The organism is Variovorax paradoxus, assembly GCF_029919115.1.
Taxonomy (GTDB): Bacteria; Pseudomonadota; Gammaproteobacteria; order Burkholderiales; family Burkholderiaceae_C; genus Variovorax; species Variovorax paradoxus_O.
In genome coordinates, this window is the sequence record NZ_CP123990.1 from 1366752 (window position 1) to 1391296 (window position 24545).

Here is a 24545-nt window from a genome sequence, read left to right on the forward strand (position 1 = left end):
TGCTCAGCCCTTCTTGAGCGGAACCACAATCGCGTCGCCGCTGCCGCTTTGCACGCGTGCACCGGTCACGAAGTAGGCGTGCAGGTCATGGGCAAAGCTGTTGAGCTTGGTCAGCACGAACTTGTTGCCGCGGACCAGCGCGTTGTAGCCCAGCACCGCGGGAATAGCCACCGCCAGGCCCAGTGCCGTCATGATCAGGGCTTCGCCGATGGGGCCCGCCACCTTGTCGATGGTCGCCTGGCCGGCCGAGCCGATGCTCATGAGCGCGTGATAGATGCCCCACACCGTGCCGAAGAGACCGATGAACGGGGCTGTCGAACCGACGGAAGCAAGAATGGCGAGGCCGGTTTGCAGGCGTGCCGTGAAAGCGTCGATCCCGTTGCGCAGCGCGCGCGTGATCCAGTCGCTCACATCGAGCGCGTCGTGCAGATGGGCCTTGGTGTTGCGGTGGTGCGCAGCCGCCTCGCGGCCTTCAAGCGCGAGTGCGCGAAACGGGTTGCTGTCGTCCTTGCCGAGCTTGTTCAGGGCGGTGGCGAAGTCTTCGCTGTGCCAGAAGTCCTGCGAGTGCTTGGCGAGGCGCTTGTATTTGATGACGTCGAGGGCCTTGATGATGATCACGATCCACGACGCGAGCGACATGCCGATCAACAGCACCGCGACGGCCTTGGTGACGAAATCGCCCTGGTTCCAGACGTTCATCAAGCCGAATTGGGAATCCATACGAAGTTGCTCCAGAGAAAAATTAGTTCAATTTGAATGAGAAGGGCGCCCGCAGCAGGTAGGTCGTCTGTGCGTTCCCACCTGTTTGCCTGAAGGGCGTGACCTGGGCCGTTCGGGCGGCACTCAACGCCGCCTCGTCCAGGCGTTCGAATCCGCTGGACTTGTAGAGTTCGACCCGCTTGGCGAAGCCTTCGCTGTCGAAGTAGATCGAGACGACGGTGGTTCCCGACTCGCCGAGGCGCTTGCTCATGCTGGGAAATACCAGCTTGGGCTCTCTGACGTAGCGGGTCTGGCCCTCGGAGATCTCGATCATCCGCGGGGCCGGTGGGGCAGGGGGCGCGGGCGGCGGAGCGGGAGGCGCAGGCGGTGCCGGCGCCTCGACCGGAGGCGCGGGAGGAGGCGGCTCGGTCACGCCCACGGGGGCACTGGGGGCGGGGGTCGGCTTGGGTTCGCGTATTGCCACCGGCCTGGGGGGCGGCTTGACCGCTTCGGGCTTGCGCTGCGGAGGCGGCGGAGGGGGAGGTGGCGGCGGAGCGGGCTTGGGCGGTTCGACGAACTGGCTCAATATTTCGACGGGAATCACCACCTCTGCAGCGCGGCGCAACAGGCCGCTTTGGAGCGCCCACAGCGCTGCTGCGTGAAACAGGATCACGCCTCCGGCAATGAGTGCATTGCGCGAAAGGCCCAGAACGGAGGGGGGGGGAGCAAAGCGGTCAGACACGATCAACCAATTCGAATGCGGACACGCGTGAGCGTGCCCCGATTGCAGCAAAACCGCTACGACTACTGTACTGTTTACTTACGAAAGATCCACCAGACCGAGCCTGCGACAAGAATCAGGCTGCCGCCGAGTGCCGAGAAGAGTTCCATGCCTTGCTTTCCGAAATGGAGGTGGCAAGCTGGATCGCACTCGTTCCCGATTCGCGGTTCAACGCGGCTACCGGATGCGAGGCACTGCACTGCGCAACGATATCGCGCGCACAGCCTTCACACTGGCCGCATTGGGTGGCCACGCCAAGTTCGAACTGGACTTCGTCGAAAGTCATGCCCGCCCGCACGTGACGTGCGATTTCACGGTCGGAGACTCGGCGGCAGACGCAAACGATCATGGCGGTGAAGGCAGCAGTTGGCTGGCTGGTTTGGTTCGGCTGATTATAAATACGAATCTCTCGCATTTTCAATAACTATCACCGCGAGAGGCCTTTCGTAGTCTTCTGGGAGGAAGTCGCATTTTAGCAACAGCGAAATCTAAGTGCGAATGATTAAGACTACGTTCGAACTACACTCCAGCCAAAATTTCGGCAAGCCAATCCCTTCGACTGCACGTCGTCGGACCCAGCCAGCCATTCAAAACTAGCCGTTTCCTGGCTTTCTGGAGGTTATCTTGGCCAATGTCGCCCGTCAGCGCGCTCGCATGTCGCGCTCCGTGTCTTCTTCAGTCATTGCGGCGGGCGCCGCGACAGGCGGCGTGCCGCGAGAAGCGGCACTGCTTCCTTTCGGAGCCTTGATGCTGGCTGCTTCGGTCAGCAGCTGGGCGCAAACGCCGCCGGCAACGGTGCAGGGCGGAACGCTTGGCACCATCACGGTGACCGAGCAGGCCGAGACGCAGGGCAAGGACCAGGTCCAGACCAAGAAAACCAACATCGGCAAGGGAACGCAAGAGATTCGCGACATTCCGCAGTCGATCAACGTCATCACCGAGAAGCTGATCGACGACGTCAAGCTCGACACCCTCAGGGACGCCTTGCACTACTCGGCCGGCATTACCTTCGCGGCGACGGAGAACGGGACAGACCAGGACATCCGGCTGCGGGGTTTTCCGGTGGCGACGGTGGGCGACCTGCTGATCGACGGCATGCGCGACCCTTCGCAATACGACCGCGACACCTTCAATCTCGAGCGCATCGAGGTGCTGCGAGGTTCCGCGTCGATGATCTTCGGACGCGGCTCCACGGGCGGCGTGATCAACCAGGTCTCCAAGAAGCCCTTGCTCGCGGACCAGACCGATGTGGAAGCCACCGCCGGCACGCGCGGCTACTACCGCACGACGGCCGATTTCAACGTGCGCACCGGCGAAACCTCTGCCTTGCGGATCAACGCAATGTGGAACAAGGCCGACAACGGCGGCGCCAAGATCGACAAGTACGGCATTGCGCCTTCGTACAGCTGGGGCGTGGGCACGGCCAACGAGTTCACGGTGGGGCTTTTCCACTTGAACGTGGACAACGTTCCGTTGTCGGCGGTTCGCTGGGTGGCCACGGGCCGGCAGGGCATTACCGGCTACAACGTGGCCGGTGTACCAACCATCGGCAGCCTGGGAACGCTTGCACCGGTGAAGCCGGGCAGCTTTTATGGCACCGTTGCCGACAAGGTCCTTGGCAAGGCCACTTACGGAGCGGCCTCATGGCTGCACCGCTTCGACGACGGCGGCGAACTGCGCACGCAGGTACGTTCGGGCACCTTCGACCGCAACCAATGGTCGACCGCCGCAGGCGCCAGCACCACGTTGGGTGCGCCCACCACGCTGGCCAATTTCAGCGAATACACGCTGCTCACGCGCAGCGGCCTCACGCCGCGCAAGGACGAGTACAAGGGTACTTACCTGCAGAGCGACTACAGCAAGGAGCTGAACTGGGGAGGCATGAAGCACCAGCTGCTGGCCGGTGTCGACGCCTCGAAGGAAGAAGCGAACCGCTACCAGAACGACGCCTTCTTCAACAACAGCTTCCGCGGACGTGCGCTGGGCTCGCGAGCGAACACCTTCGTCGGCACGCCCAACGACGGCGCCGGCCTGAGCGGCACTTTCGTGGAGCCGGTGTACCGCGATTCGAGCGCCTATTCCGCGAAGTCGATTGGCGTCTATCTGCAGGACCTGGTTCAGGTGGCGCCGGACTGGAAGGTTCTCGGGGGCCTGCGCTACGACCGCTTGAGCGGCGATTTCGACCAGTACAACTATTCGAACCCTGCCTGCGTGAGACCGACTCCGGCCCCCCGCGGCTATACGCAAACGGCGAACTGCAGCGATCCTCGTGAACGCTATTCCGCCGGTAGCCCGCTGCCGACAGTCACCAGCACTCATCTGTCCCAAGGTGCCTGGAGCTACCGCGCCGGCGTTCTGTACCAGCCCTCGACCACGCAGTCGTATCACCTGTCGTACAGCACCTCGTTCAACTCGTCGGCCGACACTTATCAGTATGTGTCGCCCCAGACCGCGGGCACCCCGCCGGAGAAGAGCCGCAACATCGAACTGGGCGCCAAGCTCGACTGGCTCGATGGCAAGCTCTCGACGCGCGCTGCCATCTTCCGCACGGAAAAGACCAACGAACGCACCACTGACTCGGACTTTGCAGGGAGCTCCTATCTGCTGTCGGGCAAGCGCCACTCCCAGGGCCTTGAACTCGACGTGGTGGGCCGCCTCACGTCGCAATGGGAGGTGTATTTCTCGTACTCGTACATCCCGACTGCCACCATCGACAAGGTCGGCAGCACTGCCACTCCGGGAACGGTCGGTTCACGCGTGGGCCTGACGCCCAAGCACAGCGGAGCCGCGTGGGTCAGCTACCAGGCCACGCCCAAGTTCCGCATTGCGGGCGGCGTGCGCGGCGCGTCCGAGAACCGTCCTCTGCAAGGCGCCAGCGGCGCCGCCAGCCTGGCCAACAGCACCCCCGGCTATGTCGTGGGCGACATGATGCTCGAGTACAAGTTCACGCCCGATCTGTACGCGCAGCTCAACATCAACAACGTGACGAACAAGCTCTATGGCGATCAGCTCTATCCGGGCTTTGCCATTGCCGGTGCGAAGCGCACAGTGCTCGTGACGGTCGGAGCGCGGTTCTAGGGCCTGCCGAGTTTCTAGAATAGCCAAAGCCGTTCTTCCTTCCATATGCTCTTGCACATTCGCGAAGTGCTCTCGCCCGACGAGGTTCGTCAGGCCAGGGAAATTCTGGGCCAGGCTCCCTGGGAGGACGGCCGCCTGACCGCGGGCGAGCAGTCCGCCAAGGCGAAGAACAATGAGCAGCTGCGGGAGGACTGCGAAGAGACCCGCGCCGTTCAGCAACTGCTGCTGCGCGGCCTGGAGCGGCACCAGGTTTTCTTCTCGGCTGCGCTGCCGAAGCAGATCTCGCCGCCGCTGTTCAACCGCTACGGCGGTGCGTCCAACAGCTTTGGCAATCACGTGGACAGTGCGGTTCGCTTTCTGCGCGACGGTTCGGGGCGGGTGCGTACGGATATCTCGTGCACCGTGTTCCTGGCCGAACCCGATGAATACGACGGCGGCGAACTCGTGATCGAAGACACCTTCGGCGTGCAGCGGGTCAAGCTGCCCGCCGGAGACATGGTGCTCTACCCGGGCACCAGCGTTCACCGCGTGTTGCCGGTGACGCGGGGCTTTCGCACCGCCAGCTATTTCTGGATCCAGAGCATGGTGCGCAGCGACGAGCAGCGCCGCCTGCTGTTCGACATGGACAACCATCTGCGCCATCTTCGCAGCCAATACGGTGAGACGGATTCCGGCGTGATCGGTCTCACAAGCACGTACCACAACCTGCTGCGCATGTGGCTCGACGTCTGAGCCGCTGCGTGGTGCCTGCAATGCCAGGAGATTCATCATGAACAAGTCACTTCTTTTTGCCGCGGCCACTGCAGCTGCAATTCTCTGGTCAGCGTCCGCATCCGCTCAGTTCGTCGACCACGACGCTGTCAAATGCGCTGCGGTGCCCAAGGAAGAAATGCGCCCGCAGATGGAACTGCAACGCAAGCTGACCGGCGAAGGCTGGAAGGTCCGCCAGATCAAGAACTTCAACGGCTGCTACGAGGTCTACGGCTTCGACGAAAAGGGCCAGCGCACTGAAGCATTCTTCGATCCCAAGACCTTCGAGAAGGTCGGACAGGTGAAGCAGCCATCCTGAAGATGCGCGGGATGCGTGCGGTTCCAGCGCGTCCGCCTGCGCAAGTCTGGGCGTTCTGGCTGCGCGCAACGCATTGGGCACTGGTCATGGCCATTGCCGTGGCGTGGTTCAGTGGAGAAGGGCTGCTGCGGCAGCACGAACTGGCGGGCTACGCCGCGCTGGCCTTGATTGCCGGCCGCTGCATCGGCGGGTGGCTGGGCGGGCGCTATGCCAAGTTCAAGCAGTTTGTGCGGCCGTCCTCGCAGGTGCTGCGCTATGCGGCCGACGTGCTCGCACGGCGCGAGAAGCGCTACCTGGGCCACAACCCTCTTGGCGGCTGGATGGTCGTTGCCCTGCTTGCCACGGTAACGGCTGTCGGCGTCACGGGCTGGATGTATACGCTCGATATGTTCTGGGGATTGGCGTGGGTGGAATGGCTTCACCGCACGTTGGCCTGGACACTGGTGGCGTTGATCGCCCTGCATCTGGCCGGGGTGGCTTTCACGAGCTGGCGGCACCGTGAAAACCTGGTCGGCGCCATGCTCAGCGGGCGCAAACGCCCCGAAGAGCCGGGCGACGTTGCCTGACGGCAGCGCCGACTCGCCGAAAAGGGCCGGGCGGCCCCTTTCGAACTCAGCCGATCTCGCCCATCTGCGACTGCAGGTAGTTCTGCAGCCCGACCTTGTCGATCAGGTCGATCTGGGTTTCGAGGAAGTCGATGTGCTCTTCCGTGTCGTCGAGAATCTCTTGCAGAAGGTCGCGTGAAACGTAGTCACGAACGGTTTCGCAGTACGCGATACCGTCCTTGATGGTGGCTTGCGCGCCGGTCTCGGCGCCCAGGTCGCAGCCGAGCAATTCGGGCACGTCTTCACCGATGTTCAGCTTGCCCAGGTCTTGCAGATTGGGCAGGCCGTCCAGCATGAAGATGCGGTCCATCAGCTTGTCGGCGTGCTTCATCTCGCCGATGGATTCCTCGTATTCCTTCTTGGCCAGCTTGTCCAGACCCCAATGCTTGAGCATGCGGTAGTGCAGGAAATACTGGTTGATTGCGGTGAGCTCGTTCTTGAGCTGCGCCTGCAGATGTTCGATGACCTTGGGGTCGCCCTTCATGATTGTTTTCCTTGTTCTGAAAGTAGGGATTGTGAGAGGGGCGAGCGAGCTCTTGCAAGCAATCCCATGCTGCACTGGTCTGCATGCGTTTGATGGTGATACACGTTCGTATTCGAGCAGGGTGCGAGGACCGCCGCGCCTTTGGTTTTCATAGGCCTCACCGATGCAATTGATAGTTCATTACTATGAACAAGTGCAATTTGGTAGTTATACTCATGGCTCGCAGTTATTTTTGTCCACCCGCAGCATCCAAGGAATCAACATGTCCCTGATCAACACTCAAGTCCAACCCTTCAAGACCCAGGCCTACCTCAACGGCAAGTTCATCGATGTGTCCGACGAGACGCTCAAGGGCAAATGGTCCGTGCTGATCTTCATGCCGGCGGCCTTCACCTTCAACTGCCCGACCGAAGTCGAAGACGCGGCCGACAACTATCCCGAGTTCCAGAAGCTGGGTGCCGAGGTCTACATCGTGACGACCGACACGCACTTCTCGCACAAGGTCTGGCACGACACCTCGCCGGCCGTGGGCAAGGCCAAGTTCCCGCTGGTGGGCGACCCCACCCACACGCTGACCAACGCTTTCGGCGTGCACATCCCCGAAGAAGGCCTGGCGCTGCGCGGCACCTTCGTGATCAACCCCGAAGGCATCATCAAGACCGCCGAAGTGCACTCCAACGAAATCGCCCGTGACGTGAAGGAAACGCTGCGCAAGCTGAAGGCAGCGGTCTACACCGCCGCTCACCCGAACGAAGTCTGCCCGGCCAAGTGGAATGAAGGCGACAAGACCATCGCTCCGTCGTTCGACCTCGTCGGCAAGATCTAAGCGTCCCGCGCGAAAGCCCGGGCGCTCACGAGGCCCCGGGCTTTTTTGCCCCAAGTTGATAGTTTTAAGTTATCGAAAGAGAGTCCTTCATGCTTGACGCCAGCACCAAAGCCCAATTGAAGAGTTACCTCGAGCGCGCCACGCAGCCGATCGAGATCGTCGCCTCGCTCGACGACAGCAAGGCCTCGGGCGAAATGCTGTCGCTGCTGAAAGACGTTGCGGAAGCCTCGCCGCTGGTCAAGCTGACCGAAAGCCGCGACGACAACCATCGCAAGCCTTCTTTCTCGGTCAACCGCCCGAGCGAGAACCACGGCCCGCGTTTTGCCGGCCTGCCGATGGGCCATGAATTCACGTCGCTGATCCTTGCGCTGCTGCAGATCGGCGGCTATCCCCCGAAGGTCGAAGAAGCCGTGCTCGAGCAGATTCGCGCGCTCGACGGGGACTTCGAGTTCGAGATCTATGTCTCGCTCACCTGCCATAACTGCCCTGACGTGGTGCAGGCGCTGAACCTGATGGCCATCCAGAACCCGCGCATCCGCACCACGATGATCGAGGGCGGCACCTTCCAGGATGAGGTCAAGGAACGCCAGGTGATGGCCGTGCCCACCGTGTTCCTGAACGGCACCGAATTCGGCCAAGGCCGCATGAGCCTGGAAGAGATTCTCGCCAAGATCGACACCAGCGGCGTCGAGCGCGAGGCGAAGAAGATCGCCGCCAAGGACCCGTTCGACGTGCTGATCGTCGGCGGCGGCCCGGCCGGCGCCGCGGCGGCCGTTTATGCGGCGCGCAAGGGCATCCGCACCGGCGTGGCGTCGGAGCGCTTCGGCGGCCAGGTGCTCGACACGCTCGGCATCGAGAACTTCATTTCCGTCAAGGAAACCGAAGGACCGAAGTTCGCACATGCGCTCGAAGAGCACGTGCGCGACTATGACGTCGACATCATGAACCTGCAACGCGCCAAGGCGCTGGTTCCGGGCAAGGACCTCATCGAGGTGCAGCTCGAGAGCGGCGCGTCGCTCAAGAGCAAGTCGATCATCATTTCGACCGGTGCGCGCTGGCGCAACATCAACGTGCCCGGCGAGCATGAGTTCAAGAACAAGGGCGTGGCTTACTGCCCGCACTGCGACGGCCCGCTGTTCAAGGGCAAGCGCGTCGCGGTCATCGGCGGCGGCAACTCGGGCGTCGAAGCGGCCATCGACCTGGCCGGCATCGTGGGCCACGTCACGCTGATCGAGTTCGATACCGCGCTGCGTGCCGACGCCGTGCTGCAGCGCAAGCTCAAGAGCCTGAAGAATGTCGACGTGTTCACCAACGCGCAGACCACCGAGATCACTGGCGACCAGAAGGTCAACGGCCTGGTCTACAAAGACCGTGCGACGGGCGAGCTGAAGAAGGTCGAGCTCGAAGGCGTGTTCATCCAGATCGGCCTGGTGCCCAACACCGATTGGCTCAAGGGCGTGGTCGAACTGACGAAGCACGGCGAGATCGTGGTCGACGCCAGGGGGCAGACATCGGTGCCGGGCGTGTTCGCGGCAGGCGACGTGACGACTGTGCCGTTCAAGCAGATCATCATCGCGGCCGGCGACGGCGCCAAGGCCGCGCTGGGTGCTTTCGATCACCTGATCCGGACCTCGGCCCCCGTGGAGCAGGCCGCGGCGTAAAGACCCAGCCGAGGCGGCCGGTTTGACGGCCGCCTCAGTACGTCAGCCGTTCAGGCTTCAGTTCCTGCAGGATGGTGGTGGCAATTTCCTCGATCGACTTGGTCGTGGTCGAGAGCCACCTGATGCCGGCGCGGCGCATCATGGCTTCGGCCTCGCTCACCTCGTTGCGGCAGTTCTCGAGGCTGGCGTAACGCGAATCCGGCCGGCGCTCGTTGCGGATCTGGCTCAGCCGCTCGGGTTGGATGGTCAGCCCGAAGATCTTCTTGCGATGCGGCATCAAGGCCGGCGGCAGCTGGCGGCGCTCGAAATCCTCCGGAATCAACGGGTAGTTGGCCGCCTTCAGGCCGTGCTGCATCGCCAGATAAAGAGAGGTCGGCGTCTTGCCGCTGCGGCTCACGCCCACCAGGATCACGTCCGCGCCTTCCAGGTCGCGGTTGCTCTGGCCGTCGTCGTGCGCCAGGCTGAAGTCGATGGCCGCGATGCGGGCGTCGTATTCCTTGCTCTTGCTCACGTCGCTGAAACGGCCGATGCGGTGGTTCGACTTCACCGCCAGCTCAATTTCGAGCGGGCGCACAAAGGTGCCGAACATGTCGAGCAGCATGCCCTTGCAGCCGGTCTCGATCACCTCCAGCACTTCCATGTTGGCCAGGGTGGTGAAGACGATGGGGCGCACGCCCTCCAGTTCGGCCGTGTGGTTGATCTGGCGCACCGCCTGGTGCGCCTTGTCGACCGTGTCGGTAAACGGCAGCCGGACATGGCGTGGCTTCATCTCGAACTGAGCGAGCACGGCGTTACCGAAAGTTTCGGCGGTAATGCCGGTGCCGTCTGAAATGAAGAAAACAGTGCGTGTATGCATGGTGTAGCTCTCGCGGCCTTGTCCTGCGGCGCGTGCAATCTCGCCACGCCTACAATCCGGGCCATTATCGGGAATCCGCTTTCCCTTGCCCCAATTCTTTCCATGCACGCCGCGCCAGCACCCAAAGCAACGACAACGATCGTGCCGCGCCGCCTGCATGCAGCACCGGTTTCAACTTCTGGAGCTTTCCCATGTCTGCACTTTTCGACGCGACCGCCTTGGTCGTACCGTTTGAAAACCTGAGGATGACCGACGTCGAGTCGGTCGGCGGCAAGAACGCCAGCCTCGGCGAAATGATCTCGCAGCTGCCGCAGGGTGTGCGGGTGCCCACGGGTTTCGCGACCACGGCCCACGCGTTCCGCCAGTTCCTGGCCCATGACGGACTGGCCGACAAGATCAGCAAGCGCCTTGCAGCCCTGGACACCGACGACGTGCGGGCGCTCGCCGTGGCGGGTGCCGAGATCCGCGCCATGGTCGAGGCCCAGCCTTTCCCGGCCGATCTGCAGAAAGCCATTGCCGACGCCTTTGCGAAACTGAGCGCGGGCAACCCGGCCGCGTCATTTGCGGTTCGTTCCTCCGCTACTGCCGAAGACCTGCCGGACGCTTCCTTCGCCGGCCAGCAGGAGACCTTCCTCAACGTGGTCGGGATCGACGACGTGCTGCACAAGATGAAGGAGGTGTTCGCCTCTCTCTACAACGACCGCGCGATCAGCTATCGCGTTCACAAGGGCTTTGCGCACGACGTGGTCGCGCTCTCGGCCGGTGTGCAGCGCATGGTCCGTTCCGACCTGGGCGCCGCCGGCGTGATGTTCACCATCGACACCGAATCGGGCTTCGAAGACGTGGTGTTCATCACCTCGAGCTACGGCCTGGGCGAAACGGTGGTGCAGGGCGCCGTGAACCCCGACGAGTTCTATGTGCACAAGCCGACGCTGCGCGCCGGCAAGAAGGCTGTCATCCGCCGCAATCTCGGCTCCAAGCTGATCCAGATGGAGTTTGCGACGCCCGAAGAGAAAAAGGCGACCGGCAAGCTGGTGAAGACCACCGACGTGAAGGCCGAGCAGCGCAACCGCTATTCGCTGAGCGATGCCGACGTGGAGCAGCTCGCCAAATACGCGCTGGTCATCGAGGAACACTACGGCCGCCCGATGGACATCGAGTGGGGCAAGGACGGCACCGACGGCCAGCTCTACATCCTGCAGGCGAGGCCCGAAACCGTGAAGAGCCAGCAGCAGGGCAAGGCCGAGCAGCGCTACAAACTGCTGGGCAAGGGCGCAGTCCTGGCCGAAGGCCGCGCCATCGGCCAGAAGATCGGCACCGGCCCCGTGCGGCTCGTGCACAACATCAGCGAGATGGACAAGGTGCAGGCCGGCGACGTGCTTGTCACCGACATGACCGACCCCAACTGGGAGCCGGTGATGAAGCGCGCCGCCGCGATCGTCACCAACCGCGGCGGGCGCACCTGCCACGCAGCCATCATTGCGCGCGAACTCGGCATTCCGGCCGTGGTGGGCTGCGGCGACGCCACCGACCTGTTGAAGGAGGGCACGCTGGTGACGGTGAGCTGCGCCGAGGGCGACACCGGCTTCATCTACGACGGCCTGCTCGAAACCGAAGTGACAGAAGTGCAGCGCGGCGTGATGCCCGAGATCGACATCAAGCTCATGATGAACGTCGGCAACCCGCAGCTGGCTTTCGACTTCGCACAGCTGCCGAACCACGGCGTGGGCCTGGCGCGGCTCGAGTTCATCATCAACAACAACATCGGGGTGCACCCGAAGGCCATCCTCGACTATCCGAACGTCGACAACGACCTGAAGAAGGCTGTCGAGTCGGTGGCCCGCGGCCATGCCTCGCCGCGCGCGTTCTACGTCGACAAGGTGGCGGAAGGCATTGCGACCATTGCCGCGGCCTTCTGGCCCAAGCAGGTCATCGTGCGCCTGTCGGACTTCAAGTCGAACGAGTACCGCAAGCTGATCGGCGGCAGCCGCTACGAGCCCGAAGAAGAAAACCCGATGCTCGGCTTCCGCGGTGCCGCCCGCTACCTGAGCAAGGACTTCGGCGAAGCCTTTGCCATGGAATGCGAGGCGCTCAAGCGCGTTCGCAACGACATGGGCCTCGTCAACGTGCAGATCATGGTTCCCTTCGTGCGCACCCTGGGCCAGGCCGAGCGCGTGACCACGCTGCTTGGCGAGCACGGCCTGAAGCGCGGCGAGAACGAGCTCAAGCTGATCATGATGTGCGAGGTGCCGAGCAACGCCGTTCTGCCCGAGGAGTTCCTGAAGTTCTTCGACGGCTTCTCGATCGGCTCGAACGACCTGACCCAGCTCACGCTCGGCCTGGACCGCGATTCGGGCCTCGAACTGCTGGCCGCCGACTTCGACGAGCGCGACCTGGCCGTCAAGGCGCTGCTGAGCCGGGTCATCAAGGCCTGCAAGGCCGAAGGCAAGTACGTGGGTATCTGCGGCCAAGGCCCCAGCGACCATCCGGATTTCGCGCTTTGGCTGGCGGAAGAGGGCATCGAATCGATTTCCCTGAACCCCGACAGCGTCATCGACACCTGGCAGCAGCTCGCCAAGCGCTGACGAAAAAAGGGCGGTTGTAACCGCCCGGTAAGGCGGTCGTGGGAATCCCCATTGGGGAAATTCCCGCTTCCGCAGGGCACAAATGAATCAAAATGTGTTCTTTATGCCAGACTTGTGACGCTCACAAGGGCGCCAGTCGCTTGCGGGTTGCGCATGGCGAAATTGCCAGTCGCGCAAACCGGCGGTACATCGCGGAAGAAACATCATGATTCTTGTCAAGACAGAAGCCGGACAGCAGGTGTTCAAGGACCGTTCGGTGCCGCTTTCGCCGCGCCAGCGCACGGCGTTCATCCTGTTCGACGGCAAGCGCTCGGTCGATGAGGTGCTGGCTGCGGGAAACGGCATTGCACGCGAAGAGATCGACCAGATGGTCGACCTGGGGCTGCTCCAGCCAGCGGCGGGAAGCAAAGCGGCTGCGTCGCCCAAGGCACCCGAACCCGCCACCGCAAGCAAGACGGCGGCAACCGCCGCGCCGCAGCCTTCCGGCGGAAGCAGGCCACCCGAGTCAGCAAAGCTGAAGCCGGCCGAACCCGCGCCCGCGGCCGCGCCCGCTGCGGGCCGCAGCAGGCAGCAGCGCTACAAGGACGCCTATCCCATCGCCACCCAGCTGACCGGAGCCCTCGGGCTGATGGGCTTCCGGCTCAACCTGCAGGTCGAAGGCACCACCAGCTATGAAGACCTGGTGGCGCTGGCGCCCAAGATACGCGCCGCGGTGGGCGCCGAGAAAGCTGCGGCCCTCGACAAGGCCCTGAACGACTGAGCCTGGACCAACGCCGCGCCTATAGTGCTACAATAGCCGGCTTTGCCTTGCCACACTGCGCCCGACGCTGCAGGTGGCTTTTCCTCTTCTACGGAAGAATCCACAAGGAGTGCCATGCGTCACTACGAAATCATTTTGCTGATCCACCCGGATCAGAGCGAACAAGTTCCGGCCATGCTGGAGCGCTACAAGGGCCTGATCACGGCCGGCGGCGGCAAAGTCCACCGCGTTGAAGACTGGGGCCGCCGTCAGCTGGCCTACCAGATCAACAAGCTCAACAAGGCGCACTACCTGTGCGTCAACATTGAAGCCGAACAAGCCGTGATGGGCGAACTGGAACACGCGTTCAAGTTCAACGACGCCGTGCTGCGCCACCTCACCGTCCAGAAGAAGAAGGCCGAAACCGGTCCTTCGTCGATGATGAAGACGGTCGAGCGCGAAGAAGCCCGCAAGGCCCAGCAGGCCGAGTACGCCGCCAACAACAGCTGATAGCGGCGTGACCGCTGCCGCTGCTGCGGCAACCGGGGTCAATCAGCTCCTGCTGACAGCCTCCGTTGCCGAACTCGGAACCTTGCGATACACGCCCGCCGGCCTTCCCGCCATCGACCTGAAGCTCGAACACGAATCGACGCTTCAGGAGGCAGGAAAAGCCAGGCAGGTGAAAACGGCCCTCAAGGCCGTTGCCTTCGGCGCCATCGCCGAACGGCTCGCAACGCAGTCGATGGGGAGTCTCTGGTGTTTTCAGGGATTTCTCGCGACACCGGGCAACGGCAAACATCCGGTCCTGCACATTCAGGATTTTCAGCAAAATTAATTTTCGACAAGAGGTCCCTCAATGGCCACGTTCAAGAAATTCAACAAAGACAAGCGCCCGAAGCGCAACACCCAGTCGCTGCTGTTCAAGCGCAAGCGCTTCTGCCGCTTCACCGTCGCTGGCGTCGAAGAAATCGACTACAAGGACATCGACACGCTGCGTGACTTCATCAGCGAAAACGGCAAGATCATTCCCGCACGCCTGACCGGCACGCGCGCGATCTACCAGCGTCAGCTCAACACCGCGATCAAGCGTGCACGCTTCCTCGCGATGGTGCCGTACAGCGACCAGCACCGCGTCTAAGGAGCAAGCACCATGCAAATCATTCTTCTGGACAAGGTTGTCAACGTCGGTGGCCTGGGCGATATCGTCAAGGTCAAGGACGGCTACGCACGCAACTTCCTGATTCCGTCGGGCCGCGCACGCCGTGCCACCGCTGCCAACAAGGCCGAATTCGAAGCCAAGCGCGCCGAACTGGAAAAGGCTGCGGCCGCCAAGCTGGCCGAATCGCAAGCCCAGGGCGAGAAGCTCGGCGGCACGACCATCAAGCTGACCCAAAAGGCTGGTGTTGACGGCCGTCTGTTCGGCTCGGTCACCAACGGCGACATCGCCGAAGAGCTCGGCAAGCAAGGCTACAAGGTTGCCAAGTCGCAAGTGCGCCTGCCCAACGGCCCGATCAAGGTCGTCGGCGACAGCACCGTGAGCGTTGCGCTGCACACCGACGTGGTGGTCGACATCACCGTGACGGTCTACGGCGAAACCGCCTGATCGTCATTGCGGCGCCTTGTGCGCTGCCGCAAAAGCCGCCTCCGGGCGGCTTTTGTTTTTTGTGCCTCTGAGTTTTCCACTCCGTTGCACCGGAAGATCACCGTTTATTCACAACCTTGTCCACACGCGCAACGCCGTGCGCGGCTTAGCATGCAGGGTTGCAAGGGAAGTCCATGTCCGCCGTTTTCTCCTATGCCGACAATGACCCGTCGGCCGATCGCCAAGTCGCCAAACTCCGCATTCCGCCTCACTCGATCGAGGCCGAGTCGAGCGTGCTCGGCGGCCTGCTGCTCGACAACGGCGCATGGGACCGCATGGGCGACCTGTTGGTGGACGGCGACTTCTACCGCCACGAACACAAGCTGATCTACGCGGCCATCGGCGGGCTGATCAACGCCAGCAAGCCGGCCGACGTCATTACCGTTTACGAGCAGCTGCAGGGCCTGGGCAAGGCCGAGGAAATTGGCGGACTGGTCTACCTGAACTCGCTCGCGCAATACGTGCCAAGCGCGAGCAACATTCGCCGCTACGCCGAGATCGTGCGCGAGCGGTCCATCTTGCGAAAGCTGGTATCCGCCAGCGACGAGATCGCGACCAACGCCTTCAACACGCAGGGCAAGTCGGTCGACAAGATCCTGGACGAGGCCGAGCAGAAGATCTTCAACATCGGCGAAGAAGGCACGCGGATGAAGCAGGGCTTCCAGAGCATGGACGCCCTGGTGGTCGAACTGCTCGACCGCGTGACCGAGATGGCCGAGAACCCGAACGACATCACGGGCGTGCGCACGGGCTTCTACGAGTTCGACAAGATGACCTCGGGCCTGCAGCCGGGCGACATGATCGTGCTGGCCGCGCGTCCCTCCATGGGCAAGACCTCGCTGGCCATCAACATCGCCGAGCACGTGGCCCTGAACGAAGGGCTGCCGGTGGCGGTCTTCTCGATGGAAATGGGTGCCTCGCAGCTGGCGGTGCGTATCGTCGGGTCGATCGGGCGCATCGACCAGGGGCACCTGCGCACCGGCAAGCTCAGCGACGAAGAGTGGCCACGCCTGACCGAGGCCATCGAGAAGCTGCGCAACGTGTCGCTGCACATCGACGAAACGCCGGGCCTCTCTACCAGTGAGCTGCGGGCCAATGCACGCCGGCTCGCGCGGCAGTACGGGCGGCTCGGCCTGATCGTGGTCGACTACCTGCAGCTCATGTCGACCAGCATGAGCGGCGACGAGAACCGCGCGACCGCGGTGGGCGAAATCTCCCGCGGCTTGAAGATGCTCGCCAAGGAACTCAAGTGCCCGGTGATCGCGCTGTCGCAGCTGAGCCGAGGCGTTGAAAGCCGTACCGACAAGCGCCCCATGATGAGCGACTTGCGCGAATCCGGCGCCATCGAGCAGGATGCGGACATCATCATGTTCATCTACCGCGACGACTACTACGACAAGAACAGCAAGGAGCCGGGGGTGGCCGAGGTGATCATCAGCAAGCACCGGAACGGACCCACAGGCACCGTCAAGCTGGCTTTCCTGAAGCCGCTCACCAAGTTCGAGAACCTGGCCAGCTACGGCAGCAGCGACGACTACTGACGCTGCGGACTTACTGTGGCCGCTGCTGTTTCTGCAGCTTTGCATTCAGCCGCAGCCCGCGCCTTCAGCTGGCGCATCATGTCCGCCAGGGTCTTGCCCGCTTCATCTCGAAAGCGCTCCGGCAGCACGTCGACCGCATCCATGCGGTCGAGGCGAAAACCTCGAAAGTCGCTGCGCAGTTCGCACCAGGTCGAAAGCGTCCAGACCTTGCCCCAATAAAAGCAACCGAGCGGCCGCACCGTGCGCTCGCTCGCATCTCCCGATACATCGCGATAGCTGAGGCGCAGCTTCTGGTGCGCTTCCACGGCCTCGCGCAGGATCTGCAGCCTCGCTCGAATCGTGTCGTCCAGGCCCAGGGCGGGGGCGTAGAGCGCAAGAGCCTCTGCCGAGACTCTTGCTGCTGCCGGCAGCACTGAAAGAATCTTGCCCAGCCCTGTTTCAATGTTGCGTGCCAGCGCCGGATCGACCCAGCTCTGCGCGAGCCGCGCAGCGGCCACGAGCGCGGAGGCCTCATCCTGGGTGAACATCAGTGGCGGCAGTTCGAAGCCCGCACCCAGCCTGTAGCCCACGCCGGCTTCGCCCTCGATCGGCACGCCCTGGTGCTGGAGATCGGCCACGTCGCGGTACACCGTGCGCTCCGATACTTCCAGGCGCTGGGCCAGGAAGGCCGCCGTGGTGAGCCGGCGGCCGCGAATGATCTGTACCAGCTGGAACAGGCGATCGGCGCGGCGCATCAGGGTGTGCGAGCCGGACTCGGCAGATGAGGGTAGCTGGCGAGCCTGTCGCGCCGCCTGTTACTGGTGTTCATGCAACTCCAATATGGATCGCCACTTTGTCGGGCCCGTCGTAGGCTTCGAAATCGCTGCGGTAGCGGCGCGTGATTGTCGGGTTTGCCTCGAAATACTGCCAGATGCGTTGCCAGGTATCGATCACCATGTGCGGCATTTCGCCTTGGGCCGTAAAGACGAGGTAGTCGCCCGGTTCGATGCCGACAGCTTCCTTCCCGCCCGACACGGCCACGCCCACTGTCAGATCAAACGCGCCGTTCGCGTCGGATTCGTATCCGGAGTAGACGCCGAAGATGCGGGCGTCTTCTGTCCGGTGCGGAGTGGAGCGGTACGTTTCTTCCGTGAAGAAGCGATTCCATAATGCGCCGATTCTTGCCGTGGCGGAGTCGTTTTCTTCGCGGTTGGTGGTGCGGGCCGTAAGCCCTGCAACCTGGAAAGCGCCATGGTGCTGGCGGACGGGTTCCATCTATTTATTCTCCTGGATAAGTGGTGTCGAGGCGGATGTGCTCAGAGTGCGAGCGCTTTCAGTTCGGCCTTCATCGCTTCGGCGATCAGTGCCATGTCGGCATCGGACACGTCGAACATGCCGAAGCGAAACTTGTAGCCCCACAGTTTCGGGTTCTCGATAAAGGCGAGGCGTTCGATCAGCGGCGCAATGGGCGCTTCCTGCGTCGCCTGAAAGGCCACGTCGCGGCGCCAGGGAACAAAGCCATTGCCCATGTCGAACTCGTATGGCTCGCCCGGCAGCACGATGCCGACCGACACGAAGCTCTGCAGCTTGTCCGTGCCCCCGAACACCGTGGCCGGCGAATAGTAGGCCACACGGTCGCCCGCAGAAACCCGCTTGAGCGGGCCCAGCTTGCCGTGGCCGACCTGCATGAAGCCGAGCGGCTTGTGGTCGCGCCCGCGCCGCGCATGTTCTGCGCTTGCGACCGCGATCCAGTTGCGTTGTGCCATGGCTCAGGCAAGCGCGTGAAGACCGACTTCGTTGCCCTCGGTGTCGCGCATATGGGCAATGAAACCCATGCCCTCGGGCAATGCCGACTTGGGCGCCACGATCCGGCCGCCTGCCGCCTCGATGCGGGCAAGCACGGCATCGATGCTGGGCATGCAATCGAGATAGATGCGGATACCGCTGCCCGCATGCGCGCTGGCGTTGGCTCCGGCCTGCAGGGCGCCACCCGTGGCCGGATCGTCGTAGGGAAAAACGGCCAGTGTTTCACCGCCGAAATCCTGGCGGCGAAGCTGGCGGCCAAGAACGGTTTCGTAGAAGGCTTGGGCGCGGTCGATGTCGGCGACCGGAATCTCGAACCAGCTGATGGCGTTTTGCATGAAGTGCTCTCTTTCGTTTGTGCGTTGAAGGAGCCCCGATGGTGCGGACCGGCTCCTGACAACGTCGTGTCAGGAGCCTGTCACCACAGCCGAAAAAAAGCCCGCGATGCTCTTCGGAGCATGCGCGGGCCTTGAGCGGTGTCGGTCGCGAGGAAGCCGCTTAGAGCACGTCGCTCGCGAAGTCGGCAAGCCGCGAGCGTTCGCCGCGCGCGAGCGTGATATGGCCGCCGTGCGGCCAGCCCTTGAACTTGTCGACCGCAAAGGTCAGGCCCGAGGAGCCTTCCGTCAGGTACGGCGTGTCGATCTGTGCGAGGTTGCCCATGCAGATGATCTTGGTGCCCGGGCCGGCCCGCGTGATCAGCGTCTTCATCTGCTTGGGCGTCAGGTTCTGCGCTTCGTCGATGATCACGTACTTGTTGAGGAAGGTGCGGCCGCGCATGAAATTCATGCTCTTGACCTTGATGCGGCTGCGGATCAGCTCGTTGGTGGCCGCGCGGCCCCATTCGCCGGCGCCGCCGCCGTCGCCCTTGGCCAGGAACTCGAGGTTGTCGTCGAGCGCGCCCATCCACGGGCCCATTTTTTCTTCCTCGGTGCCGGGCAGGAAGCCGATGTCCTCGCCCACGCTCACCGTGGCGCGGGTCATGATGATCTCGGTGTAGCGGCGGTCGTCGAGCACCTGCGTCAGGCCCGAAGCCAGCGCCATCAGCGTCTTGCCGGTACCTGCGGTGCCGGTGAGCGTGACGAAGTCGACCTCGGGGTCCATCAGCAGGTTCATCGCGAAGTTCTGCTCGCGGTTTCGCGTGTTCACGCCCCACACGGCGTTCTTGCCCGAGCTGTAGTCCTTCAGGGTCTTGAACACCGCGGTCTTGTCGCGGATTTCGGTGACGCGCGCATACATGCTCGGCTCGCCCGGCGCCTCGAAATACACGAACTGGTTGATGTACAGGTTGGGCACCAGCGGCCCGCTGATGCGATAGAAGGTGCTGCTGCCGCTTTGCCAGCTTTCGACCGTCTTGCTTTGGCGCGTCCAGAAGTCGGCCGGCAGCGCGAGCGAGCCCGCGTAGAGCAGGTCGCCGTCTTCCAGCGTCTTGTCGTTTTGGTAATCGTCGGCAGCCAGGCCGAGGGCGCGCGCCTTGACGCGCATGTTGATGTCCTTGGACACCAGCACCACCTCTTGCTTGGGGCGGCCGGGCTGGTCCTTGGCGTATTGGTCCCGCAGGGCCTGGACCACGCCGAGGATCTGGTTGTCCGCCTTGCCCTGGGGCAGGCTGACCGGCAGCGAATAGTCGAGCGGCGCGGTCTGGAAGAACAGCTTGCCGCCGGCCTCGCGGTGGCCCGTGGTGTCGAGTTTCAGGCCCTTGGCAATGTCGGCGTCCTGCGCTGCCGCCAGGGCGTCAAGCGTGCGGCTGGTCTGGCGGCCGTTGCGGGCCACTTCGGTCGTACCCTTCTTGTGGCCGTCGAGTTCCTCCAGCACGATCATCGGCAGGAAGATGTCATGTTCCTCGAAGCGGAACAGGCACATCGGGTCGTGCAGAAGCACGTTCGTATCGAGCACGAACAGCTTGGCCGGGCCGTTGGACTTGGCGCGCTTGGTGCGGGCCGGGGTTTGCGGCACTGCAACTTGCGCCGGCGCCGGCACGTAGGCCGCCGGCGGTGCTTCGGGCTCGCTGCGGGCAGCCGGCCGCTGCTCCCGATTTCGGTCTTGGCTGCGCTCCTGGTTGCGCTCCTGGTTGCGGGACGAGGCAGGTTTCGACCGGCCACGCGTCGCAGGGGCTGCATCCGCGCTGCCGCCTACCGCTTCGGCGGCGTTGCGGTCGAACAATTCCAAGGGCTGGGAGCCGCTCGTCGAGGCCGAGTCGGCGCGCGATTCGCCCGAGCGGCGCGATCCCTTGTGCGAGGAGCGGGCGGGTGCATCGTGCGCATCCGGCGAGAGCAATGCGGCGCGTTTCGTGGGGGCGGGAGGCAGTGGCATGTGTCAGGTCGCTCGCAGGAGTTGGAAACCAGAAAACGAAAAAGCCGCCTGTAGACCAAGGCGGCTTTGTTCGGGGGATGCGGTCGTGGAGCTCAACGGCATGAGGCCATTATGCACACCGGCCGTGACGCGTCTCGTGCTGTTTGCACCGTTCGTTGGGCATTCCCCACGAAGCGATGCAAAAGCGCACAGAAGGCGCTTCTTGTAACTGTCAGGCAGCCTTCTTGAGCGCCTTGACGGCTTTGAGCACGTCGTCGACATGGCCGGGGACCTTGAGGCCGCGCCATTCGGCCTTCAGAATGCCGTCGGCGCCGATGAGGAAGGTGCTGCGCTCGATGCCCTTGACCTTCTTGCCGTACATGATCTTGTTCTTGACCACGCCGAACATGTGGCACATTTTTTCTTCAGTGTCGGCGATGAGTTCGAACGGGAGTTCGAGCTTGGCCTTGAACTCGTCGTGCGACTTCATGTTGTCGCGGGACACGCCGAACACGGTGGCGCCGGCTTTTTCGAAGTCCTTGTAGCGGTCGCGGAACTGCATCGCTTCGGTCGTGCAACCCGGAGTGTTATCTTTCGGGTAAAAATACATGACCAGCACGTGGCCGAGGTGCGAGGTATTCGAGACTTTCAAGCCGCCCGTGGCGTTGGCGTCGAATTCAGGAATGGGTTTGTTGACAACGATCGCCATGAAACTTGTTTTCTCCGTTGGTTTCCATTGAATCGAGCTCTTCAGGGCAGACTCGATGAATGGAGGATTGGTCGTTGCTAACTGAGGGCAGCTGGCCTGTTCGCAACCCGGTATTTTACCCCGAAAACCTCCCCCTCAGCCATCCTGGGGCGGTTCGACCAGCAGGGCGGCAATCACATGGCGGCCTTCGCCGGCCAGGATGTTGTAGGTGCGGCAGGCGGCGGGCGTGTCCATGGTCTCCACGCCGGTGCGCTTTGCCATGAGCGGCTGCAGCCAGGCGGCTTGCGGAAAACGAATGCGCGATCCGCTTCCAAAAATGATCAATTCCGCGCCAAGCGAGGCCAGCTGGGCGAAATGCTCAGGTCCGAGCTGGTCGAAGCGGGTGCAATTCCATTCGAAGCGCTCGCCCCGGGAGCCGACCACCACGCTGCCCTCGACCTTCTCGTTGTTGATCGCAACCCACCCGGGGCCGTGAGCGGTAAGGGACTGGGCGTCGGATTTGTCGGGCTGGAGCTTCATCGGGGCACTGGGAACTGTGGTCAAATTATAGGTTTTCCCCAGTGACACGAGGCCTCCAAGGGCCTTTCGACATCGAGTAACCCGCGCCCGGGAGGGCCCTTTGAAGCAGTTCAAGAAATCGGCCAAGCTGGCCAATGTGCTCTACGACATCCGCGGCCCCATCATGGACGCCGCGAAGCAGATGGAGGAAGAGGGCCAGAAAATCATCAAGCTCAACATCGGCAACCTGGCCGTGTTCGGTTTCGATGCGCCCGAGGAAGTGCAGCAGGACATGATCCGCAACCTGCCGGCCTCGGCGGGCTATTCGGACAGCAAGGGCATCTTCGCGGCCCGCAAGGCCGTGATGCACGAAACGCAGAAGCAGGGCGTCGCCGGCGTCACGCTCGACGACATCTACCTGGGCAACGGCGCCAGCGAGCTGATCGCCATGGCCACCAACGCGCTGCTGAACGACGGCGACGAAATGCTGCTGCCGGCGCCCGACTATCCCCTGTGGACGGCCGCATCGAGCCTTTCGGGCGGCACGCCGGTGCATTACCTGTGCGACGAGGCCAACGGCTGGATGCCCAACCTCGATGACATCCGCGCCAAGATCACGCCCCGCACCAAGGGCATCGTGGTCATCAACCCCAACAATCCCACGGGCGCGCTCTATTCGGACGAATTGCTCAAGAGCATCGTGGCCATTGCGCGCGAACACGACCTCGTGATCTTCGCGGACGAGGTCTACGACAAGGTGCTGTACGACGACGTCAAGCACACCGCCATCGCGAGCCTTTCGACCGACGTGCTTACGCTCACCTTCAATTCGCTTTCCAAGAGCTATCGCTCCTGCGGCTATCGCGCGGGCTGGCTCGTGGTTTCGGGCGACAAGAAGCGCGCGCAAGACTACATCGAGGGCCTCAACATGCTCTCGAACATGCGCCTTTGCGCCAACGTGCCCGGCCAATGGGCCATCCAGACGGCCCTTGGCGGTTACCAGAGCATCAATGACCTGGTGGGCGACGGTGGCCGGCTGCGGCGCCAGCGCGACTTGGCCTACGAGCTGATCACGGCCATTCCGGGCGTGAGCTGCGTCAAGCCCAGCGCTGCGCTCTACATGTTTCCCAAGCTCGATCCGAAGGTCTATCCCATCGAAGACGACCGGCAGTTCTTTCTTGAACTGCTGAGAGAAACCAAGGTCATGCTGGTGCAGGGCACGGGCTTCAACTGGGCCACGCCGGACCACTTCCGCATCGTGTTCCTGCCTCACGAGGACGACCTGCGCGAAGCGATCCACCGCATTGCCAAGTTCCTGGAGCTGTACCGCCTGCGCAGCAAGACCGACTGACACGAATCCTCAACGCGAATCCCCAATGAAACCCATTCAAGTAGGCCTGCTCGGTGCAGGCACGGTCGGCAGCGGCACCTTCAAGGTGCTGCTGCGCAATCAGGAAGAAATCAAGCGACGTGCGGGCCGGGGCATCGAGATCACGATGGTGGCCGACCTCGACCAGGTGCGTGCGCGCGAAGTGGCGGGCGAGGGCGTGCGTGTCGTCGCCGACGCGCGTGAGGTCATCGCCAACCCCGACATCGACATCGTCATCGAGCTCATCGGCGGCTATGGCATTGCTAAGCAGCTGGTGCTCGAAGCCATTGCGGCCGGCAAGCACGTGGTCACGGCCAACAAGGCGCTGCTTGCCGTGCATGGCACCGAGATCTTCGCGGCCGCGCATGCCAAGGGCGTGATGGTGGCCTTCGAGGCTGCGGTGGCCGGCGGCATTCCGATCATCAAGGCGCTGCGCGAAGGCCTCACGGCCAACAGCATCCAATGGCTGGCCGGCATCATCAACGGCACCACCAACTTCATCCTTTCGGAAATGCGCGACAAGGGGCTGGATTTCGGCACCGTGCTCAAGGAGGCGCAGCGCCTGGGCTATGCCGAAGCCGACCCTACTTTCGACATCGAAGGCCTCGACGCTGGCCACAAGGTCACGCTGATGAGCGCTATCGCGTTCGGCATTCCGGTGCAGTTCGACAAGGCCCACATCGAAGGCATCACCAAGCTGGCCGCGCAGGACATCAAGTACGCCGAGCAGCTCGGCTATCGCATCAAGCTACTCGGCATCACCAAGCGCACGGCGCAGGGCGTCGAACTGCGCGTGCATCCCTCGCTGGTGCCGTCGAAGCGGCTGCTTGCGAACGTGGAGGGCGCGATGAACGCCGTGGTGGTGCATGGCGACGCCGTCGGCACCACGCTTTACTACGGCAAGGGCGCGGGCAGCGAGCCGACCGCCAGCGCGGTGATTGCCGACCTGGTCGATATCACGCGCCTGCACACGGCCGACGCCGCGCACCGCGTGCCGCACCTGGCCTTCCACCCCGACGCCATGAGCGACCTGAAGGTGCTGCCGATGACCGAGGTGGTCACGAGCTACTACCTGCGCCTGCGCGTGGCCGACCAGGCCGGCGTGCTTGCCAAGGTCACGGGACTGCTCGCCACCGCCGGCATCAGCATCGACGCCGTGCTGCAGCGCGAAGCCGATGAAGTGGGCGGCGAGGGCTCCACGCAAACCGACCTGATCATCCTCACGCACGACGCGCGCGAAGGCACGGTGAACGACGTGCTCGCCGAACTGCAGGCTTTGCCCACGGTGCTGCAGCCAATCGTGCGCATCCGCAAGGAAGAGCTGTCCTGAGG

The 24545-nt window shown here is 63.1% G+C and carries 27 protein-coding genes; 15 read left to right on the forward strand and 12 right to left on the reverse strand.

Annotated elements, in window-relative coordinates:
* Positions 1-3: 3 nt before the first annotated feature.
* The 3 genes from QHG62_RS06735 to QHG62_RS06745 all read right to left on the reverse strand — a co-directional run bounded on the left by QHG62_RS06735 (position 4) and on the right by QHG62_RS06745 (position 1829).
* The gene (locus QHG62_RS06735; protein ID WP_281150100.1) at positions 4-720 is read right to left on the reverse strand and encodes a MotA/TolQ/ExbB proton channel family protein; all 717 of its coding nucleotides are present in this window, start codon (positions 718-720) and stop codon (positions 4-6) included.
* A 22-nt stretch (positions 721-742) separates the two neighbouring features.
* Complete coding sequence (locus QHG62_RS06740; RefSeq protein WP_431112846.1) at positions 743-1444, reverse strand: energy transducer TonB; 702 nt, start codon at positions 1442-1444, stop codon at positions 743-745.
* A 112-nt stretch (positions 1445-1556) separates the two neighbouring features.
* A complete protein-coding gene (locus QHG62_RS06745; RefSeq protein WP_018903007.1) occupies positions 1557-1829 on the reverse strand; it encodes a (2Fe-2S)-binding protein in 273 nt (90 codons plus the stop codon).
* Positions 1830-2134: 305 nt separating this feature from the next.
* On the opposite strand from QHG62_RS06745, the gene QHG62_RS06750 reads away from it, so the two are divergent.
* Genes QHG62_RS06750 through QHG62_RS06765 form a run of 4 tightly spaced genes read left to right on the forward strand, consistent with a single transcriptional unit; the run spans position 2135 to position 6193 of the window.
* Positions 2135-4558 carry a TonB-dependent receptor gene (locus QHG62_RS06750; protein ID WP_281150102.1) on the forward strand — a complete coding sequence of 808 codons (2424 nt, stop codon included), beginning with the start codon at positions 2135-2137 and terminating at the stop codon, positions 4556-4558.
* 45 nt (positions 4559-4603) lie between these two features.
* Complete coding sequence (locus tag QHG62_RS06755) at positions 4604-5290, forward strand: Fe2+-dependent dioxygenase (protein WP_281150104.1); 687 nt, start codon at positions 4604-4606, stop codon at positions 5288-5290.
* Between the two features lie 37 nt (positions 5291-5327).
* The gene (locus QHG62_RS06760; protein WP_281150105.1) at positions 5328-5627 is read left to right on the forward strand and encodes a PepSY domain-containing protein; all 300 of its coding nucleotides are present in this window, start codon (positions 5328-5330) and stop codon (positions 5625-5627) included.
* 11 nt (positions 5628-5638) lie between these two features.
* The gene (locus QHG62_RS06765) at positions 5639-6193 is read left to right on the forward strand and encodes a cytochrome b/b6 domain-containing protein (RefSeq protein WP_281150107.1); all 555 of its coding nucleotides are present in this window, start codon (positions 5639-5641) and stop codon (positions 6191-6193) included.
* Positions 6194-6239: 46 nt separating this feature from the next.
* On the opposite strand, the gene bfr is transcribed toward QHG62_RS06765, so the two are convergent.
* Positions 6240-6716 carry a bacterioferritin gene (bfr, locus tag QHG62_RS06770; RefSeq protein WP_126748857.1) on the reverse strand — a complete coding sequence of 159 codons (477 nt, stop codon included), beginning with the start codon at positions 6714-6716 and terminating at the stop codon, positions 6240-6242.
* A gap of 262 nt (positions 6717-6978) precedes the next feature.
* Here bfr and ahpC point away from each other — a divergent pair, with 262 nt between their 5' ends.
* On the forward strand, positions 6979-7542 hold the full coding sequence (gene ahpC / locus QHG62_RS06775) for an alkyl hydroperoxide reductase subunit C (protein WP_007830764.1): 564 nt from the start codon (positions 6979-6981) through the stop codon (positions 7540-7542).
* 89 nt (positions 7543-7631) lie between these two features.
* Positions 7632-9203, forward strand: a complete 1572-nt coding sequence (gene ahpF / locus QHG62_RS06780; protein WP_281150109.1) for an alkyl hydroperoxide reductase subunit F — start codon at positions 7632-7634, stop codon at positions 9201-9203.
* 34 nt (positions 9204-9237) lie between these two features.
* Here the strand turns inward: ahpF and ppsR are convergent, their stop codons facing one another.
* Positions 9238-10059 carry a posphoenolpyruvate synthetase regulatory kinase/phosphorylase PpsR gene (gene ppsR, locus QHG62_RS06785; RefSeq protein WP_021006527.1) on the reverse strand — a complete coding sequence of 274 codons (822 nt, stop codon included), beginning with the start codon at positions 10057-10059 and terminating at the stop codon, positions 9238-9240.
* A gap of 191 nt (positions 10060-10250) precedes the next feature.
* Here ppsR and ppsA point away from each other — a divergent pair, with 191 nt between their 5' ends.
* From ppsA to dnaB, 7 genes are all read left to right on the forward strand, one after another.
* A complete protein-coding gene (gene ppsA, locus QHG62_RS06790; RefSeq protein ID WP_281150111.1) occupies positions 10251-12644 on the forward strand; it encodes a phosphoenolpyruvate synthase in 2394 nt (797 codons plus the stop codon).
* Between the two features lie 205 nt (positions 12645-12849).
* A complete protein-coding gene (locus QHG62_RS06795; protein WP_281150112.1) occupies positions 12850-13404 on the forward strand; it encodes a hypothetical protein in 555 nt (184 codons plus the stop codon).
* A gap of 114 nt (positions 13405-13518) precedes the next feature.
* Positions 13519-13893 (forward strand): 30S ribosomal protein S6, encoded by a 375-nt coding sequence (gene rpsF / locus QHG62_RS06800; RefSeq protein WP_126748861.1) that lies wholly within the window; start codon positions 13519-13521, stop codon positions 13891-13893.
* Between the two features lie 7 nt (positions 13894-13900).
* Complete coding sequence (gene priB / locus QHG62_RS06805) at positions 13901-14218, forward strand: primosomal replication protein N (RefSeq protein WP_242631045.1); 318 nt, start codon at positions 13901-13903, stop codon at positions 14216-14218.
* A 21-nt stretch (positions 14219-14239) separates the two neighbouring features.
* On the forward strand, positions 14240-14521 hold the full coding sequence (gene rpsR / locus QHG62_RS06810) for a 30S ribosomal protein S18 (RefSeq protein ID WP_007830781.1): 282 nt from the start codon (positions 14240-14242) through the stop codon (positions 14519-14521).
* 12 nt (positions 14522-14533) lie between these two features.
* Positions 14534-14986 (forward strand): 50S ribosomal protein L9, encoded by a 453-nt coding sequence (gene rplI / locus QHG62_RS06815; protein ID WP_126748862.1) that lies wholly within the window; start codon positions 14534-14536, stop codon positions 14984-14986.
* Positions 14987-15159: 173 nt separating this feature from the next.
* Positions 15160-16566 (forward strand): replicative DNA helicase, encoded by a 1407-nt coding sequence (dnaB, locus tag QHG62_RS06820; RefSeq protein WP_157613155.1) that lies wholly within the window; start codon positions 15160-15162, stop codon positions 16564-16566.
* Here dnaB and QHG62_RS06825 read toward each other — a convergent pair.
* The 7 genes from QHG62_RS06825 to QHG62_RS06855 form a co-directional block, all read right to left on the reverse strand.
* A complete protein-coding gene (locus QHG62_RS06825) occupies positions 16560-17300 on the reverse strand; it encodes a helix-turn-helix transcriptional regulator (protein ID WP_281150120.1) in 741 nt (246 codons plus the stop codon). The two genes, dnaB and QHG62_RS06825, sit on opposite strands and share 7 nt — an antisense overlap.
* Positions 17301-17370: 70 nt before the next feature.
* Complete coding sequence (locus tag QHG62_RS06830) at positions 17371-17820, reverse strand: GyrI-like domain-containing protein (RefSeq protein ID WP_281150121.1); 450 nt, start codon at positions 17818-17820, stop codon at positions 17371-17373.
* A gap of 41 nt (positions 17821-17861) precedes the next feature.
* Entirely contained in the window at positions 17862-18311 is a 450-nt protein-coding gene (locus QHG62_RS06835; RefSeq protein ID WP_281150122.1) for an EVE domain-containing protein, read from the reverse strand.
* A 3-nt stretch (positions 18312-18314) separates the two neighbouring features.
* Positions 18315-18686, reverse strand: coding sequence for a VOC family protein (locus tag QHG62_RS06840; protein WP_281150123.1), 372 nt, complete (start codon positions 18684-18686; stop codon positions 18315-18317).
* A gap of 160 nt (positions 18687-18846) precedes the next feature.
* The gene (locus tag QHG62_RS06845; RefSeq protein WP_281150124.1) at positions 18847-20658 is read right to left on the reverse strand and encodes a PhoH family protein; all 1812 of its coding nucleotides are present in this window, start codon (positions 20656-20658) and stop codon (positions 18847-18849) included.
* 211 nt (positions 20659-20869) lie between these two features.
* Complete coding sequence (locus tag QHG62_RS06850) at positions 20870-21346, reverse strand: peroxiredoxin (RefSeq protein ID WP_007830801.1); 477 nt, start codon at positions 21344-21346, stop codon at positions 20870-20872.
* A 135-nt stretch (positions 21347-21481) separates the two neighbouring features.
* The gene (locus QHG62_RS06855) at positions 21482-21865 is read right to left on the reverse strand and encodes an Mth938-like domain-containing protein (RefSeq protein WP_126748869.1); all 384 of its coding nucleotides are present in this window, start codon (positions 21863-21865) and stop codon (positions 21482-21484) included.
* Positions 21866-21965: 100 nt separating this feature from the next.
* Here QHG62_RS06855 and QHG62_RS06860 point away from each other — a divergent pair, with 100 nt between their 5' ends.
* Both QHG62_RS06860 and QHG62_RS06865 read left to right on the forward strand, forming a co-directional pair.
* Positions 21966-23195 carry a pyridoxal phosphate-dependent aminotransferase gene (locus QHG62_RS06860; RefSeq protein WP_281150127.1) on the forward strand — a complete coding sequence of 410 codons (1230 nt, stop codon included), beginning with the start codon at positions 21966-21968 and terminating at the stop codon, positions 23193-23195.
* A gap of 25 nt (positions 23196-23220) precedes the next feature.
* Positions 23221-24543, forward strand: a complete 1323-nt coding sequence (locus tag QHG62_RS06865; RefSeq protein WP_281150128.1) for a homoserine dehydrogenase — start codon at positions 23221-23223, stop codon at positions 24541-24543.
* Positions 24544-24545 lie beyond the last annotated feature (2 nt).